At 47.5% G+C, this 21008-nt stretch carries 18 protein-coding genes; 6 read left to right on the top strand and 12 right to left on the bottom strand.

Annotated features, from left to right (window positions below; genetic code table 11):
• Positions 1-65 precede the first annotated feature (65 nt).
• The 10 genes from HMPREF1548_RS17525 to HMPREF1548_RS17480 all read right to left on the bottom strand — a co-directional run bounded on the left by HMPREF1548_RS17525 (position 66) and on the right by HMPREF1548_RS17480 (position 10240).
• Positions 66-557: a tRNA (cytidine(34)-2'-O)-methyltransferase gene (locus tag HMPREF1548_RS17525; RefSeq protein ID WP_021637728.1), complete on the bottom strand. Its 492-nt coding sequence runs from the start codon at positions 555-557 to the stop codon at positions 66-68.
• Between the two features lie 176 nt (positions 558-733).
• Positions 734-1909, bottom strand: a complete 1176-nt coding sequence (locus HMPREF1548_RS17520) for an aminotransferase class I/II-fold pyridoxal phosphate-dependent enzyme (RefSeq protein WP_021637726.1) — start codon at positions 1907-1909, stop codon at positions 734-736.
• A complete protein-coding gene (locus tag HMPREF1548_RS17515; RefSeq protein WP_021637725.1) occupies positions 1906-2397 on the bottom strand; it encodes an Lrp/AsnC family transcriptional regulator in 492 nt (163 codons plus the stop codon). Before HMPREF1548_RS17515 ends, HMPREF1548_RS17520 begins: the two co-directional genes overlap by 4 nt.
• Before the next feature lie 18 nt (positions 2398-2415).
• Positions 2416-3417 carry an AIR synthase family protein gene (locus tag HMPREF1548_RS17510; RefSeq protein WP_021637724.1) on the bottom strand — a complete coding sequence of 334 codons (1002 nt, stop codon included), beginning with the start codon at positions 3415-3417 and terminating at the stop codon, positions 2416-2418.
• Between the two features lie 37 nt (positions 3418-3454).
• A complete protein-coding gene (locus tag HMPREF1548_RS17505) occupies positions 3455-5044 on the bottom strand; it encodes a VanW family protein (protein WP_021637723.1) in 1590 nt (529 codons plus the stop codon).
• Between the two features lie 368 nt (positions 5045-5412).
• Positions 5413-6144, bottom strand: coding sequence for a 3'-5' exonuclease (locus HMPREF1548_RS17500; protein WP_021637722.1), 732 nt, complete (start codon positions 6142-6144; stop codon positions 5413-5415).
• On the bottom strand, positions 6141-6818 hold the full coding sequence (gene nth / locus HMPREF1548_RS17495) for an endonuclease III (protein WP_021637721.1): 678 nt from the start codon (positions 6816-6818) through the stop codon (positions 6141-6143). Before nth ends, HMPREF1548_RS17500 begins: the two co-directional genes overlap by 4 nt.
• A gap of 13 nt (positions 6819-6831) precedes the next feature.
• Entirely contained in the window at positions 6832-8727 is a 1896-nt protein-coding gene (locus tag HMPREF1548_RS17490; RefSeq protein ID WP_035322700.1) for a B12-binding domain-containing radical SAM protein, read from the bottom strand.
• Between the two features lie 242 nt (positions 8728-8969).
• Positions 8970-9506 carry a zeta toxin family protein gene (locus tag HMPREF1548_RS17485; RefSeq protein ID WP_502690637.1) on the bottom strand — a complete coding sequence of 179 codons (537 nt, stop codon included), beginning with the start codon at positions 9504-9506 and terminating at the stop codon, positions 8970-8972.
• 131 nt (positions 9507-9637) lie between these two features.
• Positions 9638-10240, bottom strand: coding sequence for a GNAT family N-acetyltransferase (locus tag HMPREF1548_RS17480; protein ID WP_021637715.1), 603 nt, complete (start codon positions 10238-10240; stop codon positions 9638-9640).
• Positions 10241-10459: 219 nt separating this feature from the next.
• Here HMPREF1548_RS17480 and HMPREF1548_RS17475 point away from each other — a divergent pair, with 219 nt between their 5' ends.
• From HMPREF1548_RS17475 to HMPREF1548_RS17450, 6 genes are all read left to right on the top strand, one after another.
• Complete coding sequence (locus HMPREF1548_RS17475; RefSeq protein WP_035322698.1) at positions 10460-12271, top strand: cache domain-containing sensor histidine kinase; 1812 nt, start codon at positions 10460-10462, stop codon at positions 12269-12271.
• Positions 12249-13463: a response regulator transcription factor gene (locus tag HMPREF1548_RS17470; RefSeq protein WP_021637712.1), complete on the top strand. Its 1215-nt coding sequence runs from the start codon at positions 12249-12251 to the stop codon at positions 13461-13463. Before HMPREF1548_RS17475 ends, HMPREF1548_RS17470 begins: the two co-directional genes overlap by 23 nt.
• A 102-nt stretch (positions 13464-13565) precedes the next feature.
• Complete coding sequence (locus tag HMPREF1548_RS17465) at positions 13566-14999, top strand: extracellular solute-binding protein (RefSeq protein ID WP_021637711.1); 1434 nt, start codon at positions 13566-13568, stop codon at positions 14997-14999.
• A gap of 76 nt (positions 15000-15075) precedes the next feature.
• Positions 15076-15966 (top strand): carbohydrate ABC transporter permease, encoded by an 891-nt coding sequence (locus tag HMPREF1548_RS17460; protein WP_021637710.1) that lies wholly within the window; start codon positions 15076-15078, stop codon positions 15964-15966.
• 2 nt (positions 15967-15968) lie between these two features.
• Positions 15969-16811 carry a carbohydrate ABC transporter permease gene (locus tag HMPREF1548_RS17455; protein WP_021637709.1) on the top strand — a complete coding sequence of 281 codons (843 nt, stop codon included), beginning with the start codon at positions 15969-15971 and terminating at the stop codon, positions 16809-16811.
• 47 nt (positions 16812-16858) lie between these two features.
• The gene (locus HMPREF1548_RS17450) at positions 16859-17572 is read left to right on the top strand and encodes an MBL fold metallo-hydrolase (protein WP_021637708.1); all 714 of its coding nucleotides are present in this window, start codon (positions 16859-16861) and stop codon (positions 17570-17572) included.
• A gap of 497 nt (positions 17573-18069) precedes the next feature.
• On the opposite strand, the gene galT is transcribed toward HMPREF1548_RS17450, so the two are convergent.
• Both galT and HMPREF1548_RS17440 read right to left on the bottom strand, forming a co-directional pair.
• Positions 18070-19596 (bottom strand): UDP-glucose--hexose-1-phosphate uridylyltransferase, encoded by a 1527-nt coding sequence (gene galT / locus HMPREF1548_RS17445; RefSeq protein WP_035322713.1) that lies wholly within the window; start codon positions 19594-19596, stop codon positions 18070-18072.
• A gap of 112 nt (positions 19597-19708) precedes the next feature.
• Positions 19709-20872 (bottom strand): galactokinase, encoded by a 1164-nt coding sequence (locus HMPREF1548_RS17440; RefSeq protein WP_035322696.1) that lies wholly within the window; start codon positions 20870-20872, stop codon positions 19709-19711.
• Positions 20873-21008: the final 136 nt, after the last annotated feature.

The following is a 21008-nucleotide window of genomic DNA, read 5'->3' as shown; positions in this document are numbered from 1 at the left end:
GCGGTGCGTAACAGAGCGGTGGGCAGGAATCCCGCGGGGGAGAACTATAACGGGAAGGCGTCCCACTACCTCCAATAGAGTCTGTGGAGGTCGCCTTCGAGGAGCATTCCTTCGAAGCTGTTCTGGCGCAGGGCCTCATAAAGCACAATCGCAACGGAATTGCTTAAATTCAGGGAACGGATTTTATCCAGCATGGGGATACGGATACAGGTATCTTCATTTTCCACCAGGATTTCTTCCGGGATTCCCGCGCTTTCCTTGCCGAACATAATATAGTCGTCCGGGCCGAAGGCAACGTCAGTGTATACATGCTTTGCCTTGGTGGTGGCCATCCATATTTTCGCCCCGGGATTTTTCTCCAGGAAGTCTTCATAATTGATATAGCGCCGCACGTCCAGATCCTTCCAGTAATCCATGCCCGCCCTTTTGATTTCCTTTTCGTTCAGACGGAAGCCAAGCGGCTCTATGAGATGCAGGACGGAACCCGTGGCTACGCAGGTCCTGCCGATATTTCCGGTATTAGCCGGGATCTCCGGCTGATGCAGTACAATATTCATTTCAATTCTCCCCGATGTCTTTCGTTATATTTTTACAAAAGCGGCAGCCCCGTCTCCTGAATTATACAGGATACAGGGCTGCCGGAACCGCCGGCGTCCGGCGGCAGTATTACAATGCCAAAATGATAACTGTCAGCTCTTTCCCCACTGCCTGGAACAGCAGGCGCCACTGGCTGTTACCTTGCCTGTTCCTTCTTCAGCCTTGCCACGAAATCCGCCAGCCTGCCGATGGCAACCTTCAGATTTTCGAGGGAATAGGCGTAGGAAATACGGATAAAGCCTTCTCCGCAGTCCCCGAATGCGGTTCCAGGAACCACTGCCACTTTTTCCTCCTGCAGGAAGCGTGTGGCGAACTCATCGCTGGTCATGCCGAATTCCCTGATGCAGGGGAATACATAAAAAGCGCCGTAGGGTTCAAAGCAGGGCAGCCCCATTTCCTTGAAGGCATACATCAGGTAGCGCCGTCTCTGATTATAGGCTTCCCGCATCTCCACCACATCGTCGTCGCCGTTGCGCAGGGCTTCCACCGCCGCATACTGGCTTGTGGTGGGCGCGCACATGATGGCAAACTGATGAATCTTCAGCATCTGCTCAATGATGATCTTCGGCCCGCAGGCATAGCCCAGACGCCAGCCGGTCATGGCATAGGATTTGGAAAAACCATTGATCAGGATGGTTCTTTCCTGCATGCCCGGAATGCTCGCAATGGAGACATGATCCGCTTTATAAGTCAGTTCACTGTAAATTTCATCAGAAATAACGAACAGATCCTTTTCCAGAATCACCTCCGCAATCTCTTCCAGATCCTTCTTTTCCATAATCGCCCCCGTGGGGTTGTTGGGGAAAGGAAGCACAAGCACCTTGGTTTTGTCCGTAATGGCATCCCGAAGCTCCTGTGCGGTGAGACGGAATTCATTCTCAGCCTTCAGGTTGATGATGACCGGAACGGCATCGGCCAGCACGGCGCAGGGCTCGTAGGATACGTAGCTGGGCTGGGGAATGAGCACCTCATCCCCCGGATTGACCATGGTACGCAGGGCAATGTCAATGGCCTCCGAACCGCCTACGGTAACCAGCACCTCATTGGCATAGTTGTATGTAAGATGAAAACGGCGTTCCAGGTAATTGCAGATTTCAATCTTCAGTTCCTTCAGACCTGCATTGGAGGTGTAGAAGGTTCTTCCCTTTTCCAGGGAATAGATACCCTCATCCCGGATGTGCCAGGGGGTATCGAAGTCGGGTTCACCAACACCGAGGGAAATAGCATCATCCATTTCGCTTACGATGTCAAAGAATTTCCTGATGCCCGACGGTTTGATATCGACTATTTTATCGGACAGCGGATTTCTCATGGCGTAATTTTCTCCCTTGTATCTTCATTTTTCTTTGCAAGAATGGTTCCGTGGTCTTTGTATTTTTTCAGGATAAAATGAGTGGCCGTGCTCAGGACTCCGTCCAGCGCAGACAGCTTCTCAGATACAAAGCTGGAAATTTCCTTCAGGTTCCTTCCCTCCAGGGTTACCAGAAGATCAAAGCCGCCGGAAATCAGATATACGGCGTTCACCTCCGGATACTTATACACGCGCTCGGCAATGTTGTCAAAGCCCTGGCCTCTCTGAGGGGTTACGCGCACCTCTATCAGCGCGGATATTTTATCCAGGCTGGTCTTATCCCAGTCAATCAGCGTATGGTAACCGCAGATGATTCCTTCCGATTCCATGGCCGCCAGTTCATTCACCACATCTACTTCTTCCACGCCAAGTATCACAGCCAGCTCTTTTAAATCAATGCGGCTGTTTTTCTCAATAATTCCCAGTAATTGTTCTCTTAAATCTCTCATAATGACTCCCTTCCTGGTTCAGCTTTCGGCTTCTCCAAAGCTTATTTTGTAAAGCTCATCCGTTTTGGGCGGTTCAAGGAAGCGTTTTTCTTCCCCGTTCCGGATAACCCGGTCGTTCCCTCCGGTCGCTTTACCCACGATCGCGGCCGGGATATTTTCTTTTTCCAGATTCCGTATAAGATCTGTTCCATTATCCGCTGCAATCAGAAGACAGCCTCCTGATATCAGTTCATAAGGGTTGAGATCCAGCTGATTGCAGATTTCAACCGTTTCCTGACGGATGGGCAGCTTTTTAAGATCGATTTCCAGTCCGACGCCTGAGCTTTCCGCCATTTCCCAGAGTGCACCGAAGATGCCTCCTTCGGTTACATCTGTCATGGCACAAACGCCGGACTTGCCGGCGACTGCAGCCTCCGGGATAACAGAGAGATATTTGTCAAAGCCCTTCGCCTCCTCCACCAGGTATGCGGGAAAACGCTCCAGAAGCTCCTTCTCCTTTTCCCTGGCGGCGATGGAGGTTCCTTCCAGGCCGATCCATTTTGTCACTACGATATCGTTCCCCGGTTTTGCGGTCCCGGTGGCAACGGTATCTCCTTCTTTGGCCCTGCCTATGGCTGTTACAGTAAGGACAATACGGTTTACCGCGTCAGTGACCTCGGTATGCCCTCCTGCGATCTGAATGTGCAGGGAGGCGCAGACCGCTTCCGCCTGGGCCATCAGTTCCTTCAGCTCCCTTTCCTCACAGTCCGGGGGCAGAAGAAGGGTGAGGAGGACCGCCACCGGCTCCGCGCCGGCGGCTGCTATGTCATTGGCGGACGCATGTATCCCGTAAAGGGCGATATCCTTACCGGTGCCGGTTACCGGATCCGAGGAAAAAAGTACAACTTCTCCCCCGCCGGGTGCCAAAATGGCGCAGTCTTCCCCCAGACCTGCGCCAAGTACGATTTCATCCCTTCGGGTTTTCAGTTGTCTTAATACAGAGCGTTTTAAGACGCTCTCGGGCACCTTGCCGATTTTCATGCGCGTTCCCACCTGTATTCACACTGGTTGGCAGACATTACTGTCCTGCCTGCTGTTGCTGCTGTGCCAGCTGTTCATTGTACTGCTGGATCAGCGCCGCCTGTTCTTCAGGCGACTTTCCTGCCAAAATGGCCGCGAGCGCAGGATCCACACCGGGATTACCCGCCGGGGCACTACTCTGACCGTTCTTCAAAGCCGCTGCCACGCTCTTCACCTGGTCGATGCTTCCGGTGGCAATCGCCGCCTGCATTTCATTATAAGCGTTTGTGTCGTTCGTGGCAACACCTACCGTTGCCGTACGGGGAACCATCTTGTAGCTGCTGCTGTTGATCTGCTCTCTGCTGACCTCAACGCCGTTTTCCGTTACCACCTTCCACAGCCTTGCCTTGTAGCCCACATGCGCGGACTGTACATCCACGAAGCCTATGGGCTGGGAGGTAGTCTGTACGATGCTTTCAGAGGCAGGCTGGATGGTTTCCAGGACTTCGCTTTCATAGGTTACCACATGGCCCGGATCCCTTGTTTCCACGCCGTAAATGGTAAACGTAATATTTTTATTGCTTGTATAGCCTTCAATATATATGGGATAGCCCGTATTGTTGGTAAACCGGAAATCCTTCCCTGCGGATTCGGCGATGGCCGCGTCCATGGAGGGCTTTACATATCCAACAATCATGGAGTGGTTGTGCCTTTCCTCCACCTGAAGCTCCGCCTTCAGAACCGCATTGTAAAGGGTCGTGGATACCTGGCAGATACCGCCTCCGATACTGTCCACCACCTGGCCATTCAGGTAGGAACCGGCCATATAGTATCCGTTATCCGCAGTAAAGGGGCTGACGGTCTCATAGGTGGAGAAGGTTTCTCCGGGGTAAATGGTCGTTCCGTTAATCAGGCTGCAGCCATTGGTCACGTTGGCGCTCCTGTCCTTTCCTGAGGAAGAAAAGCTCGTGGTATAGCTGCCGAGCACATCCTTAACCTTCGCCAGCTCTTCTTTGTTTCCCTGGGGAACCTCTTCGGTAACCGCCAGATCCACGGCGGCATCCCCGCCCTTCCACTGGGTGGTCAGATAGTCATATATCGCATTCTCGGAAGCTGCGTTGTCAACTACAACGCCGGTCTGTCCGTCTTCAATCACAAAAGCGCCGTCCACTCTCTTCAGATGGGCGTTCACCGCCTCCACGTTAAAGGCGTCGCATTTATTTTCCACAACCGATGCAATCGCTTCCCGGTCAAAGGAAAAGGCGATATCATAAACCTTATTCTGATGCTCCAGATCCTTCAGGGCCTTATAGCGTACCACCACGTTGCCGGATTTCCCAAGGTTCACCGCTTCCTCAACAAGCTCCGGGTTAGCCCAGCCAAGTCCAAGCTCGGAGGCGGTTACATTCACCGTATTGCCTTCCACTACGTTCAGGGTAATGGTGCTGGCGGCCAGTGAATCCACATAGGACTGTATGGCGGCCTTCGCCTCTTCCCTGGTCATTCCTGAAAGTGAAATATCTCCGGCGTACACGCCTTCCAGTATCGTATCATCCGGCTTTGCCTGTGCCCGGGAGTGAAGTCCCGCGGAAAGCGCTGCGGCTCCTATGGCCAGTACAAAGACAAGTGTCCAAATCCATTTCTTCATAAGCTGCTCCTATCCTTACAGAAAATACAGCAGTGTCGGTACGACCATTGCCAGCACCAGTATGATGATGATGACTGAGGAAACAACTCTTCTCGTTTTTTTATTATTGAAATTAAACATTTTCTTATGCCTCCCGACATTTCCATGCTTATCCTACTTGTTCAGATGCTTATTATATATGAAAGCTTCCTGTTTTGCAAGCAAAGATAAGCCGAAAATCAACATCAAAGTAACAGTTCACCCTTCGGACAAACTGTTACTGCATCCACCCATAAAAGCCGACTTCGGCGAGGGGCGGATGCCTGCTGCCACCACGTTTTCTCACGGTTTGCGCAGTGAATGCGCAAACCCGCCTGGACTGTTACGCGTCAAAACTTCTCTTTCCCCGGGATTTTTCCGTATTGAGCCAGAATTTTGTCTATGGTGCGGCTGGCTTCGTTTTTCGTCATTTTTTCAATATCGGCGTCCAGTTCCAGTTTATGAGCCGCAGTCAGTTTATATAACCGTTCCTTCTGCGCGCTGCTGGCGGGGCCTTCCTTTTTCACCCGGTAAATAAGCGGCTGGGGCGCGAAATCCTTTTCATTCCCTTCCAGGAAAAGCCCGCACAGTACCTCATACAGCCGCTGCGTCGCCAGGGCATCCCCCAGCGCCCTGTGGGCCGTATGGCTGATTCCAAAATGCCTGCATAAAAACCCCAGGTTTTTGCTTTCCAGCTCCGGCAGGAATTTCCTCGCCAGCTTCAGCGTATCCACGCCTGTGCGTTCAAATGTCAGTCCCTGGTTCACCGCCGCTTTTTTCATAAAGGAATAGTCAAAAAGGACACTGTGCCCCAGAAGCGGGAGCTCCCCGGCAAAGGCCAGGAACTCAGGAAGCGCCTCCTCAATATACGGGGCCGATTCCAGATCCCGATCCGTAATCCCCGTAATTTCAGACGTATGCCCGGACAGCTTACGCCCCGGATGGACAAACGTCTGGAAACGCTCCGCAGCTACGCCGCCCAATACCTTAACCGCGCCTATTTCAATAATTTTATCCAGTCTGGGATACAGCCCTGAGGTCTCCAAATCCAGGCAGACATAGTCCTTCACCGGCCCGTTCACCTCGCACCTTCCGTCTTTTTGTTTGTTGTTTTCTTACCGCTGTTCTTCTTATAGTATGGACAGAACTCCGTTAAAAAACACGCCTCACATTTTGCGGTGGGCGCTTTGCAGATTTCCCGGCCCAGCGCGATAATCTGCAGGTTGTAAAGTATCCAGTGGTCTTTGGGCAAAACCTTCATCAGGTCATATTCCACCTTGACCGGATCCTCCTCCTTCGTCAGGCCCAGCCGGTTGGAAATTCTTTTTACATGAGTGTCAACCACAATGCTTGGCTCATTGTAAATATTCCCGCGGATTACGTTGGCGGTTTTCCGCCCCACACCCGCGAGAGAGGTGAGATCCTCAATGGATTCCGGCACTTCCCCACCGAATTTTTCAACCAGGTCCTGACAGCAGGCGATAATATTTTTTGCTTTATTATGGTAAAAACCGGTGGATCGGATATCCTGCTCCAGCTCCTTCAAATCTGCCCGGGCAAAGTACTCCACGCCCGGATATTTCCGGAACAGGTCTTTAGTCACCACGTTAACCCTGGCGTCCGTGCACTGGGCGCTGAGAATCGTGGCTATCAGTAGCTGCCATGCATTTTCATGATCCAGATAGCAGATGATATCTGTGCCATAGCGCTCGTCCAGAAGCTTCAGTATATTTTCTATTCTTTCTTTTTGTCTCAATTTCCATTCTCCTTTAAAGCGGAAGCAGGATGGTATGGGCTTCCTGATTCAGAGGGTTTCTCTTTCTGTAATCAAACAGCAGGAAATAAATTTTTTCTTCCGGGAATGTTTCCATCATCCCGGGGACAGGGCTTTCCCATACGGACAGGCGGAAGCATTCGATGTGGGTCATTCTTGCCATCTGCCGTGAATTAAAGCCATCGTCCACATAATCCTGCAGGAAAAGAGGTTCTTTTTCCTCTTTGCGGTAAAATCCGTTTATTTTTTCCTTGATTTCGGGAATCTCCTGTAAATTCAGGGCAAAATCCGGGCGGCTCTTCAGATTTTCCCTCAGATACATGTCCAGCGTCAGGAGCTGCCTGTAAAGGCTCTCCCTCTCCGGGTCCACAGAAAGGGCAAAGTCCAGAAGCACCTGGTAGCGGTAGCTTCTTGCGGGATTGTTGATAAAGTATCCCTTCTTTTCATAATAGGCCGCCAGCTCTTCGTAAAGACGGAAGGGATTTGGAAAAACAGCTTCCAGAACCGGCAGGGTATGGGTGAATTGGGCGCTGTTGTAGTACAGCTCAACCATTTCTTCGATTTTTTTAAGGGAAAGGACATCCCCATAGGGGAGCCAGCGGGTAAAAAGGACTTCATAGGGAGGCTTATCCGTATAATGTATCCCATATTCCGAAGCCTTCTCATGCATATAAGAGCCCTTCAGGACCTTCAGGAAGCCCAGCTGCAGCTGTTCCGGGCGGCAGGCATAAACATCATTGAAGGAACGGCGGAAGCTTTCCAGATCCTCGCAGGGAAGGCCGGCAATCAAATCCAGATGGATATGGATATTCTGTCCCTCCTGGATGGAGGCCACTATTTTTTTCAGCTTCTCCCAGTCCATGGCGCGCCGTATTTCCCGGATGGTCTGCGGATTGGTGGACTGCACGCCGATTTCCAGCTGCACCAGTCCCGGGCGCAGGGAGCGCAGGAGCCGAAGCTCTTCTTCGTTCAGGATATCCGCGGATATTTCAAAATGAAAATTGGTGACTCCGTTGTCATGTTCGCTGATGTAACGCCAAATCGCCTGGGCATGGGCATGATTACAGTTGAAGGTACGGTCTACGAACTTGACCTGAGGGACCTTTTTATCCAGAAAAAACTGAAGCTCTTTTTTCACCAGCTCCAGGCTGCGCAGGCGGACCGTTTTATCTATGGAAGAAAGACAGTAGCTGCAACGGTAAGGGCAGCCGCGGCTGGATTCGTAGTAAATGATACGGTTGTGGAAATCGCCAATGTCCTCTTCGTTGTAGAAAAAAGGGATGTCACTGATATCCGTGAGGCTGCGGGGAGCGGTGCGGCAGACGGAAAGGGCTCCTGCTGCTGTGCAGGTTCCCGGGGGTTTGCATGCAGCGGCGTAGGCCTCCGGAGTTTCGTCCGGCTTTTCCGGGGCTCTTCGGAAAACAATGCCGGGGATTTTCTGCAGTGTATCCTCTTCATCTGTATCCGGCTGCCCCGTTCCGGAGGAAAGCTTATCCTTATAAAATACAAGCAGCTCGTGGAAGGTCACCTCTCCCTCACCCACCATAACCCCGGTGAGAAAAGGCATTTTCCCCAGGATTTCTTCCGGATTGTAGGATACTTCCGGTCCGCCCAGCCAAATCGGCACATCAGGCAGGATCTTGGCAAGCTCCCGGGTGATATCCTGAATCATTTCCCAGTTCCAGATATAGCAGGAAAACGCAATACAGTCCGGCTTTCTAACATAAATGTCCGCCAGTATCTCCTGGAAGGGCTGGTTGATGGTGTATTCGGCCAGCTCCATATGCTCCTCAAGCGCCGGCTCCTTCCGGATGCTGTAGGCGCGCAGGCTGTAAATGGCCGGGTTGGAATGGATATATTTTGCATTCACTGCTGTGAGTAAAAATTTCATAGGTTATTCGTCTTTCTTCTGACAGGCTTTCTGCCGGATTGGTGATCCTTAAGGTGAACCTCAGCCTCAACGTAAGCTTTGCCGCATAAAGGCTTCTGTGGACCGAACCCCTGCTTTACACAGGATACCGCGAAAACGGTGTTGCGGCAAGAATGAAACTGCTTCCAGGAGGCATTCCGGCAGAACGCGTTATCCCGAAAGATACAGGGCTGCTCCGGGGGATCCGGCTGCTTAACAGTGCCTTACGGCTGCGGCCTCCAGGTAATTTCATATGTTTTATCAATTAGAACATATTCCAGGCCGTATGCCCTGCACTGCTCCAGGTTTTCCCTGTTCTTGTCAACCAATGGCTCCAGCTCCAGATATTCATCCTCCATGCGGTCTTCAATATCGCTTCCATGGGCCCTGATGTCAGCGAAATGGGCGCGGATATAGTTTTCGCTGAAAACAAGGCAGACATAACGGATCTCCTGCAGATATTCCGGTTCGAAATCCTTTTTAAAATCAAAGGGGATATAGCAGCCTTCAACTATCAGGTTCTGTTTGTTCTCAATGGCAGTTTTGATCATCTCCCGCACAACAGGCCACAGATAATCCGTCAGCAGCCTGCCATCGCTTTCCGGCGTCAGGGATGTGCGGCCGCTGCGGATCAGGCCCATTTTCAGGTGATCGATGGACAGATAAGGATAGGAATAGACTTCCAGAAGTTTCTGGGCAAAAAGGGTCTTTCCGGCGTGAGTGCTCCCGGCAATCAATATAATCATAAAACTCCTCCGTATATGGAACCGATTTTCATCGTCGTCCCGGCTTTTCTTTAGGATACAGCGAAAGCCAGCGGGTGGCAAGGGGTTCCGGGACAGCAGTGAAAAGAACTGCGGCCGTTTTTTGACTTGATGCGGTAAAAAAGGGCTTATACATCCTTCTCAATATAATGGACAGGGTAACGGTTCCAGTACTCCATGTATACCCGATCCTTCCTGCCGTCAAGATTCAGCTGGTACATTCGGAAGGTGACCAGGATATTTTTAGGCTGCCACGGTTCCTCGTAAGAATAGCGGTAGGTCATGCCCATGCGTTTCATCACGTTTCCGCTTGCCGGGTTCTTTACATCATGTGTCGCCGTTATGTATGGAATTCCGGCTTTTCTGATTTCCTCCAGCACCGCGAGGGCAGCTTCTGTCATAATGCCCTTATGCTGGCAGTCCCTTCTCAGGGCATAGCCGAAATCATGGCTTTCCCCCGCGTCCACGTTGATATAGCCAATGGGGATATTATCTGTCTTAAGACATATGGCATAATGGAAGCCGTCAGGTTCCTCACTGCGGCTCAGATAACGTTCTTCAAGGAACTGCTCCGCTTCCGCTCTTGTCTGTAAGGGGAACCAGGGGAGGAAGGTGTTTATCTCCCGGTCGGACATGAGCGCAAAAAACGCATCGGTGTCTTCAGGGGTGAAGGGGCGGATGAGCAGACGGTCTGTGGTGAGCTGGGTGGGGGTTTTGTGGATATTTACCATAGGGATGCCTTTCTTTTATATTGATGAAGATTTATATGTTTGTGTTGTAAATATTTTACTTCCATTTCATTAAGAATACCGGGAATCACTATTGGTGGCAAGTTTTTCCTGTTTTTTATCCTCAGAAAAATTTTATTTTATTTTCCTGTATGCTATACTTAACCCAAGCACTACATTTATGTTGTTTTCGCTTTTATTTTATATGCAGGGGGCTTTTCCATGAAACATCTGCTCAGAAAATATTTTCATGTCACCTCACTCCGACGTAAAATGATATTATCCTTTTCCTTGTTAATCATCTCCGCTCTGGCCGTGCTTCAGTCCGCCAATACCTACCAGACATATATTATCCTGGAACAGAATCTGACTGATTCCGTTCATGAATCACTGCGGTTGGGGCTATCAAATATTGATTATTTTTTTGAAGATATCAACAACCTGGCATCCGGTATTCTGCCCGAAGCTGAAGTGCAGACTGCTTTATCAGAAAAAGTGGATTACAGCAGTCTGGAAACAAAATCTACCCTCCGCGCGCTGGAACGAACCATTAAGAAATATTCTGCTACAAGGCCTTATGTTCCTAAGGTGTATCTTGTTAATCTGGATAACCAGATTCTGGACAACTCTCTGCAGGGAATGGCCGCCCCTGAAATAAATTGTGACCCGCAAACCTCTTCTCTGTGTTTATCAGACGTTCATTATGCACCATATATCAGCCAGCATACTCCTGTAATTTCCTTTGAGAAGAATATTTATTCTCTTTATACCGGGAACCAAAAGCTGGGCAGGCTTATTGTAGATATGGATACCCGCGTAATTAACCAGGTTCTGTATGACTTTTCGCTGCCCATGAGCGGTGAGACATTTCTTATTAACAATAAGAAAACCGTCCTGTGCCGTTCCGGAAAATATCCTCTGTCAAATGAAGCATTTGTTAATGCCCTGAACTTTTCAATATCAAAAAAAGATGGCTCCATAAAAATAAATAATGAGAAATTCTTATGCCTTACGGAAACCTCCCCTCTCACAGGCTGGACATTGTGCGCGCTTATTCCTTATAATCTGTTCGCCCGTTCAATTGTAATTCAGATGAATCTGACCCTGATTTTGTTTGTTATTTGTATTCTTGCTGCGATTATTATCAGCCGCCCGATTATTAATTCCATGTATAAGCCAATTGGCATGCTGATTACATCCATGAAGGAAGTTGAAAAAGGTAACCTGAACAGCTTTGTTTCCTACCATAATCAGGATGAACTCCTCTCTCTGGTAGAGGGTTACAATTCTATGCTTACCCAAATACGGAATTTAATTGAACAGGTAAAAAATAAAGAACGCAGTAAAAGGCAGGCTGAACTATATGCCCTTCAGGCACAGATTAATCCTCATTTTTTATATAATACCCTGAATTCAATACGCTACCTTGCGAAACTCCACAACACTCCTGACATTCGGGATATAACTGTGTCTTTGATACATCTGAGCAGCGCCAGCCTGGCTTCTGACGAATTTATTACGATATCCCAGGAGCTGGAACTGGCCAATGATTATTTACATATTCAAAAGGTCCGTTATGGAGAGGATGTTGTGGATTATGAGTGTCAAATTACATCACCCGATATTATCAATTACCTTATCCCCCGCTTTTCTATCCAGCCACTGATAGAAAATGCCCTTTTTCACGGCATACTTCCTAAAGGCAGCGGGAAAATTCATACCATGCTCACCAGGATGAGCAACGATATTATAATAGATATTTATGATAACGGCATAGGTATGTCCCCGGAAAAAATAGAGGAACTGAACTGTCTTCTGGAAGCAGATCAATATCAGGAATATGGTAATAACTCATTTGAGGTAAGAAAGTTGAAAAATATCGGCATAGAAAATATTAATCACCGTGTCAAAATCAATTTTTCAGCAGAATATGGAATCCTGCTAAAGGCCAACCCTGCCGGGGGAATTCATGTCCGGCTTAAAATACCTGCAATCAGGGAGGATAAACGATATGAAAAAAGTATTCATAGTTGACGACGAGCTGCTGTCACGGCAAAGCCTGAAATCCGGTATTATATGGGAAAATTTCGGATACCGGCTATGCGGGGAGGCCGCTAATGGAAAGCAGGCGCTTGAGCTAATAGCTACCCTCCGCCCTGATGTTGTCTTTACCGATATTAAAATGCCTGTCATGGATGGGCTGGAGCTTCTTCGTCAGCTTAAGGCGGTACAGAATCCTGCCAAGGTCATTGTTTTAAGCTGTTATGACGAATTTGACTATGTAAGGGAAGCGCTTCGCCTCGGCGCTGTTGATTATCTATTAAAGCATACCTGTGAAGAAACTGATCTCGCCGCACTTTTGAAAAGGCTGGATTCCATTTTCCGTAAGGAGTTGACTGCAGGAGAGGGGCTCAGGGTTTTGCGGCAGGAAATCCTCCATAAATTGATTCACAATGATTTGAGTGATTCTGAAATTCATAACCACATAATAAACGGCATCATTCCAGATCTTCAATCCTGTTATATGACAGGCTGTTTTCAACTTTCCTCATCAGGTAACGAAAACTTATCAGAAACAGATGCCCAGGAACTTTTTCGCTATATCAATAATTGCTGCCCCGAAGCTGCTTCCGGCCGTCTTCTGCTATTCCGTGAGGAAGCGAATATTTACTGTCTGATTCTTACAAATGACACACAAAGCAGCATTGCCGATCTGAAAACGGATTTGAAAGCTGTCCTTACTATGGTATATCAGTTCTTTGAAAGCAGAAATATCAGCTGGATTGCCGGTATCAGTACCCATGCCTATTCACACTGGAAAGATTTACAGGAAGCTTATGGTGAAGCATATGAAATGCTGGGGGAAGAAACAGAGTTTCTCGGATGCAGTTCAAAAATTTTGTCAGCAATTGACTATATGAAGACCAATTATTCCAGAGCTATTACTTTAGAAGACATTGCCGAATACGTAGGGATAAGCCGGATTTATCTCAGTCAGATTTTCAAAAAGGAAACCGGAATAAATATCAGTGATTTTCTGATTCAGTACAGATTAAAAAAAGCAAAAAAACTTTTACTGACCAGCAATCTCAAGGTATATACCATCGCAGAAATGTGCGGATTTGGAAGTGTTCAGTATTTTGGTCAGATATTCAAAAAAATGACAGGCTTCAGCCCTTACCAATTCAAGGATAATCAACTTGAGCAGCATCATAATATCTCTTAAAAAATAATAATATCTTCATCTATAAATAAATCCGGCCTTAAGTATAATAAAAATATCAACAGGGCGCCTTCACTTTTTACATATTTCTTAAGGAGGGATTGTATGAAAAACAGTATTTATAAACGTATTCTGGCCTTTACTGCGGCATCGCTTTTAATGGCTTTCTCCTGCATTGGCTGCGGAAGCAGTCCTGCTCCGTCAGTTCCTGCAAGCACCACTGCAGAAGAGGAAAAAACAGAAGCAGCCCAACCGGAATCTCCGGCGCAGGAAAGCACTCCTGTTGCCTCCGAAGCCTCAGCCGATACAGCAAGCTACATTCCGGCAGACGATGAATATTTTTACGTAAACGGAAAGTCACCGGAGGAAATTACAGGAAATATCTTATTCTGGAGCTGGGATCCCAATTTCTTTACCATGGTTGAGAAAATGAATGACATTTATCCTAACGTAACCTTCGAATTTGTTACTATAGCCTCTGCAGAGGACTATCTCCAAAAGCTCCAGACAGCCCTTACCAGCGGCGGAGAAATCCCTGATATTCTTGCGATGGAAATCGGTATGGTTGGCAAATTCTATGAAATGGGAATCTGTGAGGATATCAGCGCCGAACCCTATAATATTGATAAGGATCTTCTTATCCCTTATCTGGTGGATATCGGCACTGATAATGAAGGAACTTTTATCGGCATACCTAATACCGCTGCTCCTGGCGGACTCTTCTATCGACGGGATTTGGCAAAGGAGTATCTGGGTACGGATGATCCGGAAGAAATAGCAGCCATGATGCCCACCTGGCAGGATTTCATTGAAGTCGGCAAGGATGTGGTCGCAAAGTCAGGCGGCAGCGTGAGCATGATCCCCGGCATGGACTCCCTCGTTTATCCCATGGTAAACCAGACAGGGTTAAGCTGGAAGGATGGGAATAAGCTTATGGTTGCTGAAAACTTCACGGATACCTTCGAATTACTGAAAGAGGTTAAAGCGGCTAATATTGACAGTGGTATGGACATCTGGACTCCCGCCTGGAATGCTTCCTTTGCCCAGGGAAATGTATTATGTTATCCCGGCTCCTGCTGGTTCCAGAGCTTCGTTATAGAACCTAACGATCCTGACGGTGCAGGCAACTGGGGTGTTACCTCCGTACCCGGCGGCGCTTATAACTGGGGCGGCATCTGGTGGGGAATGTATAACCAAAGCCAGAATAAAGAGGCGGTGGCAGCCTGGATGAAATATGAGCTTTCTCCTCAGGGTGCACAGAATAAATATGAACTTATCCATTTTTATCCTGGAGTTAAAGCAGCTTATTCATCCGAATACCTATATAAGCCCAACGAGTTCTTTGCCAACCAAAATGTAACGGATTTTTATCTGAAGGAAATGGATGAAATGACGGTTCTCAGACCTTTGTCTGATGATTCCATGTTCTACAGCAGCATGTCCTTCTTTGCCCAGTCCCTGGATTCAGGAACGGCGCAGGAGCTTGCAGATAAGGTGGAAGAAGATTTGATTTCATCAAATCCTGATTATCAGAAGTAACATAAAGGGCCTGCCGCCGGTAGCATTCCGGCCGCAGGCCTCTCTTAAACCATATATACATCTCGGGAGGACTTATATGAAGAAAAAAAGAAAGACAAACTGGCCAGTTATTTTTATCCTGCCTTTTTTTGCAACCTACTTGATTTTTAATCTGTTTCCTATTTTGTTCAGTTTTTATATCAGTCTGACAAAATGGAAGGGGTTTGGTCCAATGGAATTTATAGGGTTCCGGAATTATTCCTCCCTTTTAAGAGACACCGCATTTTACCATTCTTTATTTAACAGCTTAATTCTGGTTCTGGAAGCAATGATACCGATACAGATCCTTGGACTGATTGTAGCTCTTCTTTTAAATTACGGCTTTATTAAATGGGGCAATACCTACGTGCGCAACGCCATGTTTCTGCCTTATGTAACCGCGCCGATTGCCATAGGAATTATTTTTTCCACAATGCTTGACAAGAACTTTGGCATAATCAATGTAATGCTGCGGGATTTGGGAATTATAAGTAAAAACATAGATTGGCTCCACAATCCTGCCATTTCCAAACCACTCGTGGCATTTATTACCAACTGGCGGTATATCGGTTATGTAGCAGTCATTTATCTTTCAGGTCTGCAGGGAATTTCAAGTGAAATTTATGATGCGGCAAAGGTTGACGGTGCCTCTGCTCCTAAAGCCATCCTATATGTCATACTTCCAATTATGAAACCTATTATCGTGTTCCAGACTACCATAGGGATCATTGGATGCCTGAAAATATTTGAAGAACCGCTGATGCTTTTCGGAGACTACAAGGGCGGAGTAGGAAATGCGGCACAGACGATGAATATGAAATTTCTTGACACTGCCTTTATATCAGGCCAAAGTGGTTACGGCGCTGCCACCGGATATGCAATGTTTGTCGTTATCCTGATTTTTTCTTTCCTGTATTTTTCCATTATAAACAGGAATAAGGAGGAATAGTTATGCAGAAATCAAACCAAAAGCAGAAAAAAATAAAACCGGTATCCGTCATAGTTAATCTTTTCATGGTATTGATTGCAACTATCAGTATCTTGCCTTTCATTTTAATGTTTGTAATGTCTACCCAGGATAACCAGATGATTTTCTCAGGGATAACCTTCCGTATTGGTACGGCTTTAAAGGATAACTTCCGGACAATCCTTGAGGCAGATTATTTTCGTTCCGTCATAAACAGTCTCATTGTTGCCGTATCCAGCACTGTGCTTACTGTTATCTTCAGCGCCATGGCAGGTTTTGCCTTCGCCAAGTATGAGTTCCGAAATAAAAAAATATTATTTCAGGTTGTTCTCATGACCATGATGGTTCCAATGGAAGTAGGGCTGGTTGCCTTTGCGTGGGAAATGCGCATTCTTCATCTGTCGAAAACCTTTCTCCCGCTCATTCTTCCCAACATAGCTAATGCTTTCGGTGTATTCTGGATGACACAATACATGAAGGATGCTTTCCCGTATGAACTGATTGAAAGCGGAAAAATTGATGGCTGTAACGATATGGGAGTATTTATACGACTGGTCCTTCCCATTATCCGTCCGGCAGTCTTTACCCTGAGCATTATTTCCTTTCTGCAGTCCTGGAACAGCTATCTGCTTCCTATGATCATGATAAATAATCCTAAAATGTATACGGTACCGCTGGTTATTGCATCCATTGGGAATATGTTCGTTGCAAACTACGGCGCCAGAATGCTGGGTGTTGTCATTGGGATCCTTCCAATCATACTTATTTTCATTATCTTTTCACGGCAGATTACCGAAGGTCTTGCTGCCGGCGCTGTAAAAGGTTAGAATAAAAACCACACTTACTCGCTCTAATATTTAACGGAGGAACAACTATGCTGCTTTTACCCGATCTCTACCAACTATGCGGCTCCTGCTATGGAAGCTATCAGAATGTATTTGCCGCCGCTTTCCCCATGGAAAAGCAGCTGATATTGTTTGATACCGGTCTGGACGCGGCAGATTTGGGGATAATCCGGGACAATCTTCTGCTCTGGGGCCTTGACTCCTTTCAGATTTCCCATGTATTCCTCACCCATTCCCATTTTGATCATACCGGAAATGCGCGCAGCTTCTTAAAAAACGGTACGCAGCTTCTGATAGGCGAAGAGGATGCAGATGCGGTGGAAAACGGCTCCGCCGGAACGATTCCCTATTGTTATGGTGTCCCATTTCCGGCCTGTCCTGTTTCCCACAGGCTTGTGGACCGCGAAAAAATCAATGTTCACGGTATTGTTGTGGAATGCCATCAGGTTCCCGGACATACCAGGGGAAGCATGGCCTACAGTTTCCTGTGGCATGGGAAAACGGTTCTTGTAACCGGTGACTTTCTTCAGACAGGAAGCGATATTTATACACCTGTGCTTGGAATCCGTGTGGACGAGGAGTATTGCTATGAGGAATACCGGAAATCCCTGAAAAAAATGGCCGTGTTTTCCTGTGATGTCATTCTTCCCGGACATTTCCAGGTATGCATGAAGGGCGGAAAAAGATTGCTTGGAGCCGGATACCGGGAGATATTGGTTAACCGGGGACTGTATAAGGATTAAATTAACTAATCAGTTAACTGATCAATTATATAAAACTAATATATTTTAGCTTTTAGATAATATATTAATTTTTAGCCGCAGGTTTTCCTCTGATTTCCATCGATTATTCATATATTCTTTATCAAAAACAGGTGATTACTACCATAATTATCATTGTAATCGCTATCCTTTCATGATAAAATGTCTGTGTTTAATCGAAAAGAAGTCAGAGGATAGTCTGGTGATTTCCTTCGGAAATAAACGAAGGAGGAAATGAAGCATGAATACACTTGAAGTGTTGACATTGGTGCTGGTAATTTTTGCAGCACTGGCTTACATAGATAATCATCAGGACAAAAAATAGCTATCCTCTACGGCCAATAGAGGATAGCTTGAAACTAAAAATTATACAGTTATCCGAAGCGCAATCATCGGACCCGAAATATCCTTTGATTACTTCTAAATAAATTATGCACTGGGGACTTGAATCTTTCAAGTCACTTTTTATTTTCGCTGCCTTACTGGTTCAAAACCGCCGTAAACCTGTCAAATGCCGCCTGACCTTCCGCCGTTCTCTTATAAACGCCGGCATCCTCCAGAACTTCCATGAATACCTGGCCGATTTCTGTCTGTATGATTTCATGGATGTTGTCTGCCGTCACATTCTCATATCTGGGAAGGAATTCCTCCACCCAGTCCGCATGCTTGCCAAGAACCTCATCGCCGCGGATATCCGCGCCTTCCAGTATTGCTTTTTCCAGAGCGGCCATTTCACCGTCCAGACGAGAAGGAAGCACAGCAAGACCCATAACCTCAATCAGGCCGATGTTTTCCTTTTTGATATGGTGCAGCTTTGCATGAGGATGGTAAACGCCCATGGGATGTTCTTCTGTGGTAATGTTGTTGCGCAGCACCAGATCCAGTTCGTAGTTGTCACCGCGTTTTCTTGCGATGGGGGTAATGGTATTGTGAGGCTCCCCATCTGTTTCAGCATAGATAAATGCCTCTTCGTCTGTGTAGCTGCGCCATTTATCAAGAATCACGTCGGCAAGGGCAATAAGCCTGTCGCTGTCAGGACCGGAAATACGGATAACGGACATGGGCCAGTTCACAATTCCCGCTGTTACATCTTCAAAGCCTTTTACCGTGAAGGTTTTGTCCACGCCGGCTTTGGCCATGGGGAATTCATAGTGACCGCCCTGGAAGTGGTCATGGCTTAAAATGGAGCCGCCTACGATAGGAAGGTCCGCATTGGAACCAAGCATATAATGAGGGAACAGCTTCACAAAATCAAACAGCTTCACAAAGGTGTTGTGTTCGATTTTCATGGGAATATGCTGGGAATTGAAAACAATGCAGTGTTCATTATAGTAAACATAAGGGGAGTACTGGAAGCCCCACTGACCGCCGTTGATGGTGATGGGAATAATCCTGTGGTTCTGTCTTGCGGGATGGTTTACGCGTCCTGCATAGCCTTCATTTTCCACGCACAGCTGGCATTTGGGGTATCCGCTCTGTTTTGCGTTTTTGGCGGCTGCAATCGCCTTGGGATCCTTCTCCGGCTTGGACAGGTTGATGGTGATATCCAGATCTCCGTACTTTGTATGGGCAATCCATTTCTGGTCACGGCATACGCGGTAGCGTCTGATATAGTCTGTATCCTGGCTGAATTTGTAAAAATACTCCGTTGCAGCTTCCGGGGACTGGGCATAGTAAGCATTGAATTTTCGAATAATTTCACTGGGACGCGCCACAAGCACGCTCATGATTTTTGTATCGAACAAATCCCTGTATACAACGCTGTTGTTTTCAAGAAGTCCGTTCTGTGCCGCGTAGTCAAGCATATCCTTAAGGATGCTTTCCAGTTCGCCTGTCAGCTGTGCTTCTTCGCTTTTGTCGGCTGTAATCGGCGTATCCGCATCCTCAAGCTCCTCCAGGCCGAACAGCTCCAAAAGGCGGTTAGCGGTGTAGATGGTATCCTCCGGCTCCACAAGTCCGGTCGCAAGACCATATCTTACTAATTCCCTGATACTTTTCTGAATCATATTCTCCCTCATTTCTGCGGTAATCCCGCGCAACCTGTATCTGTGTAACTCCATAAGCCTGCCGGCTCTGTGTATAAAGAGGGGCGGCCTGGAACCCAGCCGCCCGTACTGATTAGATTAAGCTCGGTCCGTCCCCGATCTCCACAACATAGAAATCAGCAGCATAACCAATTTTCTTCAGATATTCCGCTCCTACCTTTTCGATGAAGCCGTCGATGGCTTCCGTCTTAACGATGCTGACAGTGCAGCCGCCGAAGCCTGCGCCTGTCATACGGGAACCGATAACGCCGTCCACCTTCCAGGCTTCTTCCACCAGGGTATCCAGCTCAATGCCGGTAACCTCATAATCATCACGAAGGGATACGTGGGAAGCATTCATCAGCTGGCCAAACTGTGCGATATCATTCGCCTTCAGAGCGGCAACAGCCTTGATGGTGCGCTGGTTTTCATAAACCGCATGCTTTGCGCGTTTTGTGCGTACATCGTCTTTGATTGCAGATTTATACTGTTCAAACTGCTCTTCCGTGAGGTCTCCCAGAGAGTTGATTCCCACAACCTCCTGAACCTCAGCCAGAGCTGTCTCGCATTCGCTTCTTCTTTCGTTATATTTGGAATCTCCCAGGCCGCGCTTCTTATTGCTGCAGGCAATGACAATCTTGGCGCCTTCCAGATGGATGGGCGCATATTCAAAGCTCAGATCCGCAGTATCCAGGAAAATGGCGTGATCCTTTTTGCCCATGGCAATAGCGAACTGATCCATAATTCCGCAGTTGACGCCGTTGAAATTGTTCTCGGAATACTGCCCGATAAGCGCCAGATCCTGATTGGTCACGTCAAAGCCAAACATATCCCTGAGAATAAATCCGGTCAGTACCTCAACGGATGCGGAGGAAGACAGGCCGGAGCCGTTGGGAATGTTGCCGAACAGAAGCAGATCCATTCCATAAGGGATCTCAAAGCCTCTCTTTTCAAACGCCCACATAACTCCCTTGGGATAATTGGTCCAGTCAGCTTCCTTCTCAGGTTTTAAGCCGTCCAGGCTGCTTTCAATCACTCCCAGATGTTCAAAATTCATAGAATAAAAACGCAGCTTCCTGTCGGCTCTCTGCCTTGCCACGCCATAGGTTCCGATAGTCAGCGCACAGGGAAAAACATGTCCGCCGTTATAGTCCGTATGCTCCCCGATGAGATTCACGCGTCCCGGGGCAAAGTAGGTTCTCGCTCCTGTGGTATCCCCAAAAACTTCCCCAAATTTCTGCAGAATTTTTTCTTTCATGCTCCTTCTCCTTTTCTTTATGGCTATGTATCGTTTCGTTATGGCCGCAAAATGTGCAACCGCTTTCACCTGAATTTATCATATAACAAAAGACAGATACCGGCAAAGTGATATTTGTTGCAAGTACCTGTCAAAA

Origin of the sequence: Clostridium sp. KLE 1755 (genome assembly GCF_000466465.2) — a bacterium.
Taxonomy (GTDB): domain Bacteria; phylum Bacillota; class Clostridia; order Lachnospirales; family Lachnospiraceae; genus Eisenbergiella; species Eisenbergiella porci.
This window is presented reverse-complemented; position numbering and strand designations above follow the sequence as displayed.